Raw genomic sequence first — 14,187 nt, forward strand, 5'->3', positions numbered from 1 at the left:
TCCGTTCCGTCCTCCGGAGGGCGGGCGCGGCCCGAGGTGTCCGCCGGTGCGGTGGGCCTTCGGCGGCCGTGACCGCCTTCCGCCGGTCAGGACGCCCGCGCCCGAACCGGCCCGGAGCGCGGCGTGCGTGCGTCGACCCGGACGGAGGGGACTCCGGCCGCGCGCGGGGGAACGGCCCGGGGCACCCCGGAGACGCGAACGGGGCGCCCCTGCCGGAGGACCGGCCGGGGCGCCCCGCTGCTGTCGCGCGGTGGAGCGTCCGCTACAGGATGATCCGCATCGGGCTCTCCAGGACCTCGGCGAGGTCCTTCAGGAAGGCGGCGCCCACGGCGCCGTCCACCGCCCGGTGGTCCACCGACAGCTCCAGCGCGATGGTGTTGCGCACGGCGACCTCGCCGTCGTGCACCACCGGCGTGGGCTTCATGGCGCCCACCGCCAGGATCGCCGACTCGGGGCCGTTGATCACCGCCGAGAAGCTGTCGATGCCGAACATGCCCAGGTTGCTGACGCTGAACGTGCCGCCGCTCATCTCCTGCGGCTTGAGCTTGCCGTCGCGCGCCTTGCCCGCCAGCTCCCGGGTGCGGGTGGAGATGTCGGAGAGCGTCGCCTTGTCGGTGTCGTGCAGCACCGGGACGACCAGGCCCTCGTCGATCGCCACCGCGACACCGACGTTGACCCGGTGGTGCTGCAGCAGCCGGCCGTCCTCCCAGGAGCGGTTGACCTCCGGGTGGGCGGACAGCGTGGTGGCCGCAGCCTTGACGATCAGGTCGTTGAAGCTGACCTTGACGCCGGTGTCGGCGAGCTGCTCGTTGATCTGGGCGCGGAAGGCCTTCAGGGGCTCGGCGTCGATCGTGCGGCGCAGGTAGAAGTGCGGGGCCTGCTGCTTGCTCTCGACCATGCGGCGCGCGATGGTCTTGCGCATCTGGCTGACCTTGAGCTCCTCGGACCCGCGCAGGTCGTCGGAGCCCGCCTGCGCGGCCGGGGCCGCGGCGGCCGGAGCGGCGGCCGCGGGCGCCGGGGCGCCGGAGGCGGCGCGGTCGCGGGCGGCCTCCACGTCGGCGCGGACGATCCGGCCCTTGGGGCCGGTGCCCTCGATCGCGTCGATGTCCAGGCCGTACTCCTTGGCCAGGCGGCGCGCGAGCGGGGAGGTGCGCGGACGGGCCGGACCCTCCGCACCGGCGGCGGGGGCCTCGGCCGCCGGGGCCTCGGCGGGCTTCTCCCCGGCCGGCTTCTCCTCCGCCGGGGCGGCCGCCGACTCGGCGGCGGGGGCCGCCGGGGCGCCGCCGGGCTCGGGGGCCTCGGCGTCCGGGGTCTCGCCGATGAAGCCGATCACGGCGCCGATCGGCACCGTGTCACCGGCCGACACGAACTGTTTGACGAGGTAGCCGTCCTCGTAGGCCTCGTACTCCATGACGGCCTTGTCGGTCTCGATCTCCACCAGCACATCGCCGGAGGCGACCTTGTCGCCGACGTTCTTGGCCCAGGAGCTGATGACGCCTTCCTCCATGGTGTCGGAGAGGCGCGGCATGTAGATCTCGGACATCAGTGCTTTCCCCTCAACCCACGCGCCGGCCGACGGCGTCCAGGGTCTCCTTGACGGCGGTGGTGATCGACTCGACCGACGGCAGGGCGGCGGTCTCCAGCGGCTTGGCGTAGGGCATGGGGACCTCCGCCATGGCGACGCGGCGCACCGGGGCGTCCAGGTAGTCGAACGCCCCCTCCTGGATGGAGGCCGCGATCTCGGCGCCGATGCCGTAGGTGAGCCAGTCGTCCTCGCAGATGACCGCGCAGTTGGTCTTGCGGACCGACTCGACCACGGTCTCCCGGTCCAGCGGGCGCAGGCTGCGCAGGTCCACGACCTCGACGCTGATGTCCTGCTCGGCCAGCTGCTCGGCGACCTGGCCGGCGACCATGGCCATGCGGGAGTAGCCGATGAGGGTGATGTCGGTGCCTTCGCGGGTCACCTTGGCCCGGCCGATCTCGGCGACGCTCTCGTCGCCGTCGGGCACCTCGCCCTTGGTGTTGTACAGGCCGAGGTTCTCCAGGAACAGCACCGGGTCGTCGTCGCGGACGGCGGCGCGGAACATCGCGGCGGCGTCGGCGGGGCTGCTGGGCGCCACGACCTTCAGGCCGGGGACGAAGGAGTAGTACAGCTCGATGTTCTGCGAGTGGGTCGCGCCGAGCTGCTGGCCGCCGCCGCCGGGGGTGCGGATGACCATGGGCACGCTGGTCTGCCCGCCGAACATGCCGTAGATCTTGGCGGCGTGGTTGACGATCTGGTCGATCGCGATGAGGGAGAAGTTGATCGTCATGAGCTCGACGACCGGGCGCAGCCCCAGCATGGCGGCGCCGACGGCGGCGCCGACGAAGCCCTCCTCGGCGATGGGGGTGTCGCGGACGCGCTTCTCGCCGAACTCCTTGAGCAGCCCCTCGGTGATCTTGTAGGAGCCCTCGAAGACGCCGATCTCCTCGCCCATGACGAAGACGTTCTCGTCGCGGAGCATCTCGGCGCGCAGGGTGTCGCGCAGGGCCTGGCGGTAGGTGATGACGGACATGTCCCGCTCTCCTAACTTCTACTCGGCGAAGACCGGGTCGGCGGGCATGCGGCGCGACTCGTTCGCCACGGGGGTGGCGTAGGTGTAGTCGAACAGCGTCGACACGTCGGGGTGCGGGCTGTTCTCGGCGAAGTCGGCGGCGTCGGCCACCTCCTCCTTGACGGACGCGGCGATCTCCTCGCGCAGCTCGTCGGTGAGCACACCGGCCTCGGTGAGCTGCTTGGCGAAGATGGCGATCGGGTCGTTCTCCTCGTCCTTGGCCTCGGCCCACTGCTCCTCGGTGCGGTACTTGGCCGGGTCGACGACGGAGTGGCCCTTCATCCGGTAGCTGGTGGCCTCCAGCAGGAAGGGGCGCTGCTCGGCGCGGGCGCGCTCGACCAGGTCGGCGGCGGCGTCGCGGACCTCGAGCACGTTGCGGCCGTCGACCTTGACGCCCTCGATGCGGAAGGCGGAGCCGCGCTTGTGCAGCTCGGGCTCGGCCGAGGCCATGTCGACGGTGGTGCCCATGCCGGTGAAGTTGTTGATCACCACGAAGACGATGGGCAGGTTCCACAGGGCGGCGATGTTGAGGGACTCGTGCCAGGCGCCGATGTTGGTGGTGCCGTCGCCCATCTGGCACATGACGACCTCGTCGCCGCCGCGGTAGGACACGGCCAGCGCGGCGCCGGTGGCCAGGGGGAGCTGGCCGCCGACGATGCCGTACCCGCCGAGCATGCGGACCTCGGTGTCGTACATGTGCATGGAGCCGCCCCAGCCCTTGGACACGCCGGTGGAGCGCCCGTAGAGCTCGGCCATGACGCGGCGGGGGCTCATGCCCTTGCCGATCGCATATCCGTGGTCGCGGTAGTTGGTGAAGAGGTAGTCCTCGTCCTTGAGGGCCGTCATCAGGCCCACGACGGTGGCCTCCTCGCCGAGGTTGAGGTGGCAGTATCCGCCGATGCGGGCCTGGGTGTAGGCCTGGGCGGTGCGCTCCTCGAACCGGCGGACCAGCAGCATCTGCCGGTAGTAGTCGAGCAGGACCTTGGGCTGCTCGTCGGCGGTCTTCTGCGCGGCGCCGGACCGGTTGCGCCTGCGGCCGCCCGAGTTCCTGGCGGTGCCGCCGCCCTTCGGCTTGGCCGTGTCAGCCATGGTGGTGCCTTTCTACGTGCGGGATCGGTCCTCCCGGGACCGATGGGCCGCGAGGGACCGGGGCCCATGGCCCGCTGTGCGGCGGGGCCTGGGCGGGGGAGCGCACAGCCGGGCTCAACGGCGCGGCGCTCGGTGGCTGTGGAGTTGTTCGTCCCGAAGAACTCTCTTGTGCTCGTTTCCCCGCGGGTCGGCGGCCATTCCTGCAGAGGCGTTCGCCCTGAAGGGAACCGCCGGGCGGGTGCGAGCCCTGCGCGTGTGACGTGCGTCGCGGACACTCTACGGATTGATCGATGATCGATCAATCCGACTCTAGAGGAAATCCCGGGCGAATCCGGCCCGGCCCCCCGGTGGCGGCCGGCCGTCCCGGGGCCGTCCGAGAGGGTCAGTTCCCCGCGCCTCGGGACTTCATGGCGGCGTCGACGTAATTGTGAACGTGCTCACTCAGCATCCGGCCCACGTCCGGATCCCGCTCCACGAACGCCCGGGTGATGCGCGCGTGGTCGGCGGCCTTGGCGTGCAGCTCCATGTCCAGCCAGCGCACCGACAGCCGGGTCCACACCTCCACGCCCAGCGCCTCCCAGGTGTGCAGCAGCACGTCGTTGCGGGCGGCCAGGACGATGCGGCGGTGGAACTCCACGCTGTGCCGGATCTGCTCCTCCACGTCCCCCTCCTCGGTGGCGCGGCGCAGCCGCTCCACCTCGTCGCGGAGCCCGGAGGGGTCCTCGGCCAGCCGGTCGGCGGCGAGTTCGGCCGCCACGCGTTCGAGACCGGCCCGGACGGGATAGATCTCCGCCATGTCCGCTACACCGAACTCGCGAACCCGCGCCCCCTTGTTCGGGACCGAGTCGATCAGCCGCAGTGTCTCCAGCTCGCGCAGCGCCTCCCGCACGGGGGCCTGGCTGACGTTGAGCTCTGCGGCGATCCGGCGCTCGACGATGCGCTCGCCGGGCTTCCACCTCCCCGAGAGCAGACCCTCCACCAGGACGCGGCGGATCTGTTCGCGGAGAGGGTTGCGGGCCACCCGTGCGGCGTCGTCGGGCGTGGCGGGCATCAACGGCCTTTCTGGTCGGGGGCGCCGCTGCCGCGGCGGTTCCCGGTCGTAGGGGAGCGCTTGCACCTTAACCGCCCGGAGCGGACCGCCTCTGCGGCAAATATCGGACGCCCGATACCTCGGACGTGCTAACGGAACGCTCACGGTCGGGGCGCGTACGGGTGAACATCGCCCCGAACTCCGCTGACCGGGCGGCAAAGTACGAGGTAGGACGATCGTAGCCACCGGGGCGCCGAGCCCCTTGACGGAGCGGAGCGCTATGCTCTCCTGTCGGAAATGTTCGATCAAAACCGGGTAACCTGGAGCGCGGGGCCACTCCCGGTGAACGACCGCCCCCGTACACGAGCGGATCCGCCCCCTTCCCGCTCCGCCCCCGCGGCCCCGGACCGCCGACACCGCGGCGGTTCCGCAGGCCGGAACCGGGCGCTCTGACCTCGCGCCCGAGAGACGTTCCCCATTCCCCGTACGAGTCCCAGCGGCGAGCCCGTCCCCCGAAGCACAGCCGTGCCGCAGGCCAGCCCACGAAACGTGAGACAGCACTGAGCACACATGATGCCTACATCGCGGACAAGGTCGAAGCCGTCGCGACGCGCGGGGCCGACACCGGCGGCACCCCATGGACGGCGTCGCGTCCTGGACGCGGTGCCGCGCCTGACCGATAAGGCGGCGCGCGGCGCCAAGGACGGCCGTGTCACCTGGCCCAGTGTGAGCGAGATCGCATGGGGGATCGCCTCTGACAAGATCGCGATCACGATGGCCGTGCTGCTCATCACGATGACGATGCTCTCGGCCGGCCCGTTGCACCCTATCGACAATCTGATCAACAACGCACCTCGGCCGTACTGGGACGAGATGCGCGAGTTCCTCATCCTGTGGCCCGATACGGTCGCCTCGCGATTCGTCGCGATCCCCGTGCTGGCGGTCACCGCGCTGCAGCTCGCCTACCGGCACCGCTCGTGGCGGCCGATCATCCTCGGCGGCGTCGGCGTGGTCGGCATGATGAGCCTGGTCGCGACGATGAAGCTGCTCTTCTCGCGCAACCACCCGCGCACCCTGGACCCGTCGTTCTTCGGCGACACCGGGGGCGTGTCGTTCCCCTCCGGGCACGGGGCCAACGCCATCCTCATCTACGGCCTGGTGCTGTTCCTGATCATCCGCTACCGGGCGGCGCGCCCGCACATCATCCGCCGCCTGGGGTTCTGCATCGTCGGCATCGCGCTGCTGCAGTCCCTCGTCTCGGCCTACCTGCACTTCCACTGGTTCACCGACCTGGTGACGGGCATGATCGCCGGAGGGCTGTCGCTGCGCATCGTGATGCGCCTGGACGCGATGATCCCGGGCGGGCGGACCACCATGTGGTGGCCCTGGTACGGCGGAAGCTTCTGGAGCGGGGACGAGTCGGACCGGCCGCCGTCCGACGAGCGGGAGCCGCGCGCGGCGTGATCGGGGCGCCCCGGCCCCCGGACGTCGGTAGTCTCCGGCGGGGACCGCATGCACCGGGGGAATGGGGAGAGTGGCACATGGCCGTGGAACTAAGCTTCGAGCGCGATCCGGCGATCCTCGACCGGCTGGCGGAGGAGCTGTGCGCCGCCGCGGGGGTCGAGCCGCCCGAGCCCCGGGAGGACGGGGAGGACGACGACCTCGGGGTGCTCGGAGCGGTGGTCGCCCGCAGCGGGGGGACGCTGGAGGGCTGGGCGGTGCTGCTCGCCCCCGACGACGAGGACGATGAGGGCCCCCACCTGCAGTGGGCGCTGGCCGCCATGGAGGCCGAAGGGCTCAAGGGCGGGGTCGACCCGGTGCGCGACACCACCGACGCCGAGTTCGCGGTGGTGGAGCGGATGGTCAGGGAGGCCGCGGCGCGCGCCGCGGAGCTGGGGCACGACGCGCTGCTGTGGTCGCCGACCCAGCGTGGGACCGACGCCCGCCTGGCCGAGCGGCTCGGCGCCGAGGTGGAGCGCGAGGAGGGCCGCACCTGGGGCGCGGGCGCCGAGTGGCGCCGCCCGCCCGGCCTGCCGCCGGTGCGGGTGCGCACGATGCCGACCGAGCCCGACGACGCGCTGCTGGACACCTATGTGGAGCTGTACCGGGCGTTCGGGGCCGACGGCGACTTCGGTGAGGACTGGGACCGCGAAGAGGTGCGCGAGTGGCTGGACAACAGCCACCTGGGCCCGGACCTGCTGGTCGGCGAGGCCACCTTCGACCTGATGCCCGAGGACGGCGACGGCGTGCCCTCCGCCCAGTTCACGGTGCTGGTGGACGACAAGGGGACGGCGTCGGCGGGCCTGGTGGTGCACCGCGGCCCCGAGCCGGAGGCGCTGGCCGGGGCGTTCGCCGAGGCCGTCGAGGGGCTGCGCGGCGCCGAGGGGGTGCGCGAGTTCCACCTGCAGGAGTTCGACGACGAGATCGTCGCGGAGGCGGCGGACCGCGCCGGGCTGGAGGTCATCGACCGGTGGCCCGTCTACATCCTGGAACTCGACGGGCTCGACTGAGCCGAGGGGCGCCGGGCCGCACGTCCCGGCGCCCCCTTTCGCCGGTCGGCCGGTTCAGCCCCCGTTCTGCGCCGTGTACTCCTCGGCCAGGAGGCCGAGCACGACCTCGTCGAGGAACTCGCCCATCACCCAGGCCGAGGAGCGCGTCCGGCCCTCGCGGACGAAGCCGTTGCGCTCGGCGGCGTGCAGCATGGCGAAGTTGTCCGCCAGCGTCTCGGCCTGCAGCCGCTTGAGGCCGCGCACGGTGAAGCCGTAGTGGCACAGGGCCGCGACCACGTCGGTGCCGTAGCCCTTCCCGCGGTGGGCGGGCCGCAGGCCCAGCCCGATGTGCGCGGACCGGTGGTGGGGGTCGATCCCGGCCAGCACGGCGGTCCCGATCAGCGTCCCGCCCTCCAGCTCGACCACGGAGAACTGCACGGTCTGCTGGTTGGAGTCGTCCACGACGAGCCGCGGGTCCCTGGTGCCGGGCGTGAGCGGCCGCCAGGGCTGCCCGTCGGCGCGGGAGCCGTTGACCACGTCGTCGTAGAGCTCGGCCAGCAGCACGGGAATGTCATCGTCGTGCCGCGCCCGGAGCCCGACCTTGGTTCCTTTGAGCATTGGAGTTTTCTATCGGGTCGGACACTCCACCTACAAGCGGAATAAAGTGAACAAATAGGCCGAATGTGGACAGGGGCAACATATCGGCGGTGTGCGAGGGAGCGGGCGGCGACGGCGGAGCCGGTGCCCCGTCTCGTGCGCCTCCGACGTGCCGCCCGGCCGGGGCCCATGAGCCGAGCACCCGCTCTGCCGTCGCCGCCGCCGCTGCGGCCCGGGGACCCTTCCCGGGCCGCAGCGGTCGCCTCAGGCCGTGCGGTCCACGGCCGAGCCGAAGCCCAGCCACGTGTGCCGGTTGCCCCACCAGCACCAGCCGACCTTGGGGGCGCCGCGCCGCTCCTTGCCGTCCCTTCCGGTTCCGTTGCTGATCCAGATCGCGGGCGTGCGGGAGTCGAACCTCCCGTTCTCCTTGCGCAGCCGGGACCCGATGGTCATGAAGCAGAGGTTGCGGTCCAGGGCTTCCGGCTGCTGCAGCACCCAATGGATGCCCTCGCAGAGCAAGAGCGGGGTCCGCCCTTCCCGTTCGAGTTCGGGCAGGGCCTCCTCGGGGCTCCAGTTGGACATGCGGTCGCCGCGGTCGACGCCGGTGATCAGGTACAGCGGGGAGTCGGGCAGCGCGATGCCGACGGGGGCGAAGCGGTCGACGTCGGTCATGTCGGTGACGACGAACCCGGGCTTGCCGTCCCGCTGGAGCAGAGGGGCGAGGTCCGAGGCCGGGACCCGGTCCGGGTGGACGGCGAGAAGCGCGCCGCTGTCCCCGGCGGCCTTCCCCGCGAACGTGCGCACGTCGTCTGCGGTGATCCCCGCCCGCTCGTGCACCCCCAGTGCGATCAGGCGCTCCGCCTGGTCGAGGGGGGAGGGGAGCGGAGGAAGGGCGGTGGTGGGCGATTCGACGGTCACAGGACTCCTCGTTCTCGCGGTCGGAGGGAGGTGGGCGACGGGGGCCCGCCGCGGTGCGGCGGCGGGGCGTGCATCCTCGGCCGTGGAGGCCCCGATGCGTCCTGCCCGCCCCTGCCGACCCGGTCGCCCCATCCTTAACGAGGCCCGCGCCGCCGGGGTTCCCGGTCCCCGCGCGCGATCCGCCGAAGCGGCACGGCGGGGGCGGACGGTGTCCGCGGTTCCCGGCTACCTGCGGGCCGTCCCGTGCACGACGGTGATCGCGGCGGCGGGGCAGACCTGCGCCGACTCGCGGACGGCGTCGTGGTGCTCCTCACCGGGGGCGGCGTCGAGCAGCACCACGATCCCGTCCTCGTCGCGCTGGTCGAACACCTCGGGCGCGATCAGCGCACACTGGCCCGCACCGCAGCACTTGTCCTCATCGACGGTGATCTTCACGGTCGCTCCTTACTCGCTCGGAGGCTGTGTCCGGCCCGAGTGCCGCGGGCCGGGGCGGCGGGGGATGCGTTCTCGGGTGCGCAGATGGGATGCGTGGAGTGGGGAGCGCCGGGTCAGGGCCCCGCCCCGGCCGCGCCCTCGGGGGAGGCGGGCGCGAGGACGAGCCCGTGCAGGGCGTCGATCATCCCGGTGGCGGCCTCGTCCCAGGTGCGGCGGAGGGTGGGGCGGCCTTCGGCGAGGTTCCGCTCGCGCTCGGCGCACACGTTGAGGATGATGTGGCGGAGCATGTCGCCCCGCTCCCGGCGCACGTCGTTCGGAATTCCTCGGGTGCGCACGTCGAGCGCGTGCATGATCTCCCGGAGCGACGGCGCGGACAGCGCCTCCTCGACGATGATCGGGCGGAACACCGGGTCGGCCATGACCTGCACGCTGAACCGCGCGAACCAGGTGGGCGGGCCCAGACCGGCCAGGTGCTCGGTGACCGGCCGGACCATGCACGCCAGCCACGCGCGCGGGTCGTCCGAGCCGCGCACCCGGGCGACCATGGCGATGCGCCGCTCCTCGACGTCGTCGGTGTGCCGCCGCACGATGGCGCGCACCAGGTCGGCCTTGGTGCCGAAGTGGTAGCCCACCGCGGCGTTGTTGCCCTGCCCGGCGGCCTCGCTGACCTGCCGGTTGGAGACCGCGAACAGGCCCTCCTCGGCGTACAGCCGCTCGGCGGCGTCCATGATGGCGGTGCGGGTGGACTCGGAGCGCTCGTGGCGGGAGGCGGTAGGGGACACGGTCACCACCGCACCGGAACGGTCGCCAGCCCGCCGACCGCGAGGCCGTCGACCCGCCGCAGCTCGGCGGCGGGGACCGCGAGGTCGAGCCCGGGCAGCCGGTCCAGCAGCACCTCCAGCACCACCTGCAGCTCGGTGCGGGCGAGCGCCTGCCCCAGGCAGGAGTGCGCGCCCGAGCCGAAGGCGATGTGCTGGTTGGGGCTGCGGTCGAGCACCATCGTGTCGGCGCCGTCGAAGGCCCCGGAGTCCCGGTTGGCGGCGGCCATCGCGCACATCACGGTCGTCCCGGCGGGCACCGTCTCGCCGCCGATCTCGGTGTCCTCGGTGATGAAGCGGGGCAGGCCGATGCCGGAGTTGGCGTCGAAGCGCAGCGCCTCCTCCACGGCCGTGCGCACCAGCCTGCGGTCCTCCAGCAGCCGTTCCCACCGGCTCCGGTCGGACAGCAGCATCGCGACCATCTTGCCGATCATGTTGGCGGTGGTCTCGTGCCCGGCGACGAGCAGGCCCATCCCGGTGCCGACCAGTTCGGCGTCGGTCAGCCGTCCGCCGTCCTCGGTCGTTCCGGTGATGAGCGCGCTGAGCAGGTCGTCGCCGGGGGCCGCGCGCCGCCGCTCGATGTGCTCGGACATGTAGGCGAAGAACTCCTTCTGGGCGGCGGAGATCTCCTCCTCGGTGTAGCGCGTGAGGTTGAGCAGGGTGTCGGACCAGTAGGAGAACCGGTCCCGGTCGGACTCGGGGACGCCGAGCAGGTCGCAGATGACCCACACCGGGAGCGGGAAGCCCAGGTGCGCCTTGAGGTCGGCGGGCGCCCCGGCCCCGACCATGCCGTCGATCAGCCGCTCGGCCATGTCCCGGATGCCGGGGCGCAGCGCCGTCATGCGCTTGGCGGTGAACCACTTGCCGACCTCGCGGCGCCAGCGCCGGTGGCCCTCGCCGCCGTCGGGGACGGCCGCGGCCATGTCGCTGTTGAACACCCCGCCGGACTCGTTGGCGGCGATACGGGCCGCGCCCTCGCCGGTCAGGCGGCGGGTGAAGCGCGGGTCGGCCAGCACGCTCTTGACGTCCTCGTACCGGGTGACCAGGGCCGCCTCGTCCCCCGAGGGCAGGGTGACCCGTGCGACCGGGCACTCCGAGCGCAGCCGCTCCCATTCGGCCGGCGGCTCCAGCGCCGAAGGGGCGGGGATCGGGTAGTCGAGTACCTGCTCGTCGTCGCGCTCCATGGCCTTCCTCACGTTCCGTGGGGGCGGGTTACGCGCCCAGTCAACAACCGGGGCTACAGTAAGTCAAGCGACTGATTTAAAAGTTCGCCCTACTCCACCCGCAGCCGTCACGGAAGGCACCTCCATGTCCCAGGCCGCGCAGGCCGACGGCGCGACGCACGCCCCTGACCAGGCGCCCGCCGCGCCGAGACCGACCGCCGTCATCGCCGTCCTGGCGTTCGCCGGGATCACGGTCTCGCTGATGCAGACCCTGATCGTGCCGATCGTCCCCCGCCTGCCGGAGTACCTGCACACCACACCGGCCCAGGCGGCCTGGGCCGTCACCGCCACGCTGCTCGCCGCCGCGGTCGCCACCCCGGTGGCCGGGCGTCTGGGCGACATGTTCGGCAAGCGGCGGGTGCTGCTCGTGAGCATCGGCCTGATGGTGGCCGGTTCGGTGCTGGCCGCGCTCAGCGACACGCTCGCGCCGATGGTCGTCGCCCGCACGCTCCAGGGCGCCTCGGCGGGGGTGATCCCGCTGGGCATCAGCATCATGCGGGACACGGTCCCGGCGCACCGGCTGGTCGGGGCGACCGCGGCGATGAGCGCGTCCCTGGGCGTGGGCGGCGCCCTCGGCCTTCCGGCGGCGGCGCTCCTGGTGCAGAACGCCGACTGGCACACGCTGTTCTGGACGGCGGCCGCGATCGGCGTCCTCGGCGCCGTGCTGATCGCCGCCGTGGTCCCGGAGCCGCCGGTACGCAGCGGCGGCCGCTTCGACCCGGTGGGCGCGGCCGGGCTGTCGGCCGGGCTGCTGTGCCTGCTGCTGGGCGTGTCCAAGGGCGCCGACTGGGGATGGACCAGCGGCACGGTGCTCGGGCTGTTCGCCGCCGCCCTCGTGGTGCTGGCGCTGTGGGGCGCTTGGGAGCTGCGCACCGACCACCCGCTGGTCGACCTGCGCACCACGGTGCGCCCGCAGGTGCTGGCGACCAACGCGGCCTCGGTGGTGTTCGGCTTCGCGATGTTCGCGATGTCGCTGGTGCTTCCGCAGGTGCTGCAGCTCCCGGAGGCCACCGGGCACGGGCTCGGGAGCGGCCTGCTGACGGCCGGCCTGGTGATGGCGCCGTCCGGGCTGGTGATGATGGCGATGGCGCCGGTGTCCTCGCGCATCTCGCGGGCGGCCGGGCCCAAGGTGACGCTGATGGCCGGCGCGGTCGTGGTGGCCCTCGGGTACGGGCTGGGGACCGTGCTCATGGGGTCGGCCTGGGAGCTGGTGGCCGTGTCGGGCGTGATCGGCTGCGGTATCGGGCTGGCCTACGGGGCGATGCCCGCCCTGATCATGGCGGCGGTCCCGGTCTCCCAAACGGCGGCGGCGAACAGCCTGAACACCCTGATGCGGTCGGTGGGCACGTCGACGTCGAGCGCGGTGGCCGGGGTGGTGCTGGCGCACATGACGGTCCCGTTCGCGGGCGCGGCGGTGCCGTCGGAGGGGGCGTTCCAGACGGTGATGGGGATGGGCGCGGCTGCGGCGCTGGTGGCGCTGCTGGTGGCCGCCTTCATCCCAGGAGGGCGAGTCGGCCGCAGGAGCGTCCGAGAGGAGGAGGCGGCGCCCGCGCGGACGTGAAAGCGGGGAGGGGCCCACCGGCCCCTCCCCCTCAGGCGGGCGTCACTCGAACAGTTCCTCGGCCGAGGACACGGTGAAGGCGCGTTCCCCCCAGCGCTTGAGGGTCTCAGGGGTCGTGCAGTTCATGATGCGGTCGTGCACCTCGGGTGTGACGGCGATGCGTCGGGAGTCGAGGGCTTTGAGGATGAGCTCCGCCGCAGCCTCGGCCGCCTCGGCGCGTCCTTCCCTCCGACCTTCTGAGCGTCCCTGCTCGACATAGCGTTCGGTGAACGGCGACGTGAAGTCGTAGACCGCAGAAGCCACAATCTCCTCCAGCCGGTGTCGAGGTGCCTCGTCCAGCAGCACCATCACCAGTTCAGTATAGGTTTCCGCCGTGGACGGGTCGATCTTGTCCAGGCCCTCCATCATCGTGTCCACCAGGTCCACATCCTCGTCGGCATGGACCAGGGTGGACAGCACGCCCAGCTCCGGGGAGGCGGCGACCTCCACCGGGTCGTCCACGACCGGGATCTCGTCCGGGCCGAGGACGAGCGGGGTGAGCTCGAACTGCGGATGCCCGGTCCGGATCGGCCTCCGGCACCAGCGGACCATCGAACGGTCCGGGCACAGCACCAACAGCACCACCGGCGCATCGATCCGGTACCGCAGGTTCGTCACGTAGCAGGGCCAGCTCAGCCGCTTGTCCTTGTCCCGCTCACGCTGGATCTCCGCGATGATCCCCGCCACGGCGTCGGTGGGTTTGTCGCGGACACGGCGCACCCTCCAGGGATCGCGGAGGAGGACCACCGAGTCGGCGGTCATCTCCGGGGGGGTCGACCTTGTTGACGCGGTTGCTCTGCAGCGTCACCTTCGTGAAGCGGGGCAGGCGTCCGCCCACTTCCTGTTCGACGAGTTCCACCGCCAGATTCGGGTCGTTCTGGAAGAGCTCGGTGAGGAACTCGTGCTCGATCTTCGGCATGCTGCGAAAACTACTGAGGGGCACCGACGAACAGCGGTGCGTGTCCAATTGGCCGGTCTTCGGTGGTGAAGAGGGGATTGTCGCGAAGGCGGTGTGTGTCCATGGGGGTCCGGTGAACGGGGGAGGATACGACAGCACCCGCACCCCGATGCGCCGTTCCCCGCTGTGAACACCGTCTCAAGACGACCGTGTGACCCCGGGGTCCGGTCCCGGGTAGTGTCTCGCCGCGGGAGTTTCGTGCCGTAGTGCGAAACTCCTTCTCTTTGCACCGGTTCACCGCCGTGCAGGAGCGCCGTCCGTTCGGGGCCCGGCGCCTCCGCAGTGCGGCGGGGACCCCGCGGACACCATCCGCACCTCGCCATACGGGACCGTCCCTTCCCCGAACCCGCGCACCTTCCTCCGGGCCGTCCGGCCCGCGTCCCGTCCCCTTGACCGATGTCCGGCCGACCGCCGCTGGCGGTCACACCGAGCTGCC

14 protein-coding genes are annotated in these 14,187 nt (G+C 72.1%); 3 read left to right on the top strand and 11 right to left on the bottom strand.

The features are described 5' to 3' along the window. Window positions 1–262: 262 nt before the first annotated feature. The 4 genes from D476_RS0120725 to D476_RS0120740 all read right to left on the bottom strand — a co-directional run bounded on the left by D476_RS0120725 (window position 263) and on the right by D476_RS0120740 (window position 4,734). Window positions 263–1,543 (bottom strand): dihydrolipoamide acetyltransferase family protein, encoded by a 1,281-nt coding sequence (locus D476_RS0120725; RefSeq protein ID WP_017625841.1) that lies wholly within the window; start codon window positions 1,541–1,543, stop codon window positions 263–265. 13 nt (window positions 1,544–1,556) lie between these two features. Then, window positions 1,557–2,555, bottom strand: coding sequence for an alpha-ketoacid dehydrogenase subunit beta (locus D476_RS0120730; protein ID WP_017625842.1), 999 nt, complete (start codon window positions 2,553–2,555; stop codon window positions 1,557–1,559). An 18-nt stretch (window positions 2,556–2,573) separates the two neighbouring features. Next, window positions 2,574–3,683 (bottom strand): pyruvate dehydrogenase (acetyl-transferring) E1 component subunit alpha, encoded by a 1,110-nt coding sequence (gene pdhA / locus D476_RS0120735; protein WP_017625843.1) that lies wholly within the window; start codon window positions 3,681–3,683, stop codon window positions 2,574–2,576. Between the two features lie 382 nt (window positions 3,684–4,065). Further along, on the bottom strand, window positions 4,066–4,734 hold the full coding sequence (locus D476_RS0120740) for a GntR family transcriptional regulator (RefSeq protein WP_017625844.1): 669 nt from the start codon (window positions 4,732–4,734) through the stop codon (window positions 4,066–4,068). A 705-nt stretch (window positions 4,735–5,439) separates the two neighbouring features. Here D476_RS0120740 and D476_RS0120745 point away from each other — a divergent pair. Then, on the top strand, window positions 5,440–6,177 hold the full coding sequence (locus D476_RS0120745; RefSeq protein WP_026123703.1) for a phosphatase PAP2 family protein: 738 nt from the start codon (window positions 5,440–5,442) through the stop codon (window positions 6,175–6,177). A gap of 77 nt (window positions 6,178–6,254) precedes the next feature. Further along, entirely contained in the window at window positions 6,255–7,223 is a 969-nt protein-coding gene (locus D476_RS0120750; protein WP_017625846.1) for a hypothetical protein, read from the top strand. Between the two features lie 54 nt (window positions 7,224–7,277). On the opposite strand, the gene D476_RS0120755 is transcribed toward D476_RS0120750, so the two are convergent. The 5 genes from D476_RS0120755 to D476_RS0120775 form a co-directional block, all read right to left on the bottom strand. Continuing rightward, window positions 7,278–7,820, bottom strand: coding sequence for a GNAT family N-acetyltransferase (locus D476_RS0120755; protein ID WP_017625847.1), 543 nt, complete (start codon window positions 7,818–7,820; stop codon window positions 7,278–7,280). A 243-nt stretch (window positions 7,821–8,063) separates the two neighbouring features. Further along, the gene (locus D476_RS0120760; RefSeq protein WP_017625848.1) at window positions 8,064–8,717 is read right to left on the bottom strand and encodes a DUF5701 family protein; all 654 of its coding nucleotides are present in this window, start codon (window positions 8,715–8,717) and stop codon (window positions 8,064–8,066) included. A gap of 225 nt (window positions 8,718–8,942) precedes the next feature. Beyond that, on the bottom strand, window positions 8,943–9,152 hold the full coding sequence (locus D476_RS0120765; protein ID WP_017625849.1) for a ferredoxin: 210 nt from the start codon (window positions 9,150–9,152) through the stop codon (window positions 8,943–8,945). 113 nt (window positions 9,153–9,265) lie between these two features. Beyond that, the gene (locus D476_RS0120770) at window positions 9,266–9,940 is read right to left on the bottom strand and encodes a TetR/AcrR family transcriptional regulator (RefSeq protein WP_017625850.1); all 675 of its coding nucleotides are present in this window, start codon (window positions 9,938–9,940) and stop codon (window positions 9,266–9,268) included. Then, the gene (locus D476_RS0120775; RefSeq protein WP_017625851.1) at window positions 9,937–11,154 is read right to left on the bottom strand and encodes a cytochrome P450; all 1,218 of its coding nucleotides are present in this window, start codon (window positions 11,152–11,154) and stop codon (window positions 9,937–9,939) included. The genes D476_RS0120770 and D476_RS0120775 overlap by 4 nt, the downstream gene beginning before the upstream one ends. Before the next feature lie 124 nt (window positions 11,155–11,278). Between D476_RS0120775 and D476_RS0120780 the strand changes: the two genes are divergently transcribed. Next, a complete protein-coding gene (locus tag D476_RS0120780) occupies window positions 11,279–12,754 on the top strand; it encodes an MFS transporter (RefSeq protein ID WP_017625852.1) in 1,476 nt (491 codons plus the stop codon). 42 nt (window positions 12,755–12,796) lie between these two features. On the opposite strand, the gene D476_RS38020 is transcribed toward D476_RS0120780, so the two are convergent. Further along, the gene (locus D476_RS38020; RefSeq protein WP_160167450.1) at window positions 12,797–13,480 is read right to left on the bottom strand and encodes a hypothetical protein; all 684 of its coding nucleotides are present in this window, start codon (window positions 13,478–13,480) and stop codon (window positions 12,797–12,799) included. After that, window positions 13,449–13,712, bottom strand: coding sequence for a hypothetical protein (locus tag D476_RS39250; protein ID WP_152529403.1), 264 nt, complete (start codon window positions 13,710–13,712; stop codon window positions 13,449–13,451). The genes D476_RS38020 and D476_RS39250 overlap by 32 nt, the downstream gene beginning before the upstream one ends. Window positions 13,713–14,187: the final 475 nt, after the last annotated feature.

It is taken from the genome of Nocardiopsis chromatogenes YIM 90109, assembly GCF_000341185.1.
Lineage (GTDB): Bacteria > Actinomycetota > Actinomycetes > Streptosporangiales > Streptosporangiaceae > Nocardiopsis_A > Nocardiopsis_A chromatogenes.

Excerpts from the sequence above, each read along its gene's own strand:
- D476_RS0120750 (WP_017625846.1), top strand. The coding sequence starts at position 6,255 with ATGGCCGTGGAACTAAGCTTCGAGCGCGATCCGGCGATCCTCGACCGG.
- D476_RS0120755 (WP_017625847.1), bottom strand. The coding sequence starts at position 7,820 with ATGCTCAAAGGAACCAAGGTCGGGCTCCGGGCGCGGCACGACGATGAC.
- D476_RS0120740 (WP_017625844.1), bottom strand. The coding sequence starts at position 4,734 with ATGCCCGCCACGCCCGACGACGCCGCACGGGTGGCCCGCAACCCTCTC.
- D476_RS39250 (WP_152529403.1), bottom strand. The coding sequence starts at position 13,712 with ATGCCGAAGATCGAGCACGAGTTCCTCACCGAGCTCTTCCAGAACGAC.
- pdhA (WP_017625843.1), bottom strand. The coding sequence starts at position 3,683 with ATGGCTGACACGGCCAAGCCGAAGGGCGGCGGCACCGCCAGGAACTCG.
- D476_RS0120780 (WP_017625852.1), top strand. The coding sequence starts at position 11,279 with ATGTCCCAGGCCGCGCAGGCCGACGGCGCGACGCACGCCCCTGACCAG.
- D476_RS0120725 (WP_017625841.1), bottom strand. The coding sequence starts at position 1,543 with ATGTCCGAGATCTACATGCCGCGCCTCTCCGACACCATGGAGGAAGGC.
- D476_RS0120730 (WP_017625842.1), bottom strand. The coding sequence starts at position 2,555 with ATGTCCGTCATCACCTACCGCCAGGCCCTGCGCGACACCCTGCGCGCC.
- D476_RS0120775 (WP_017625851.1), bottom strand. The coding sequence starts at position 11,154 with ATGGAGCGCGACGACGAGCAGGTACTCGACTACCCGATCCCCGCCCCT.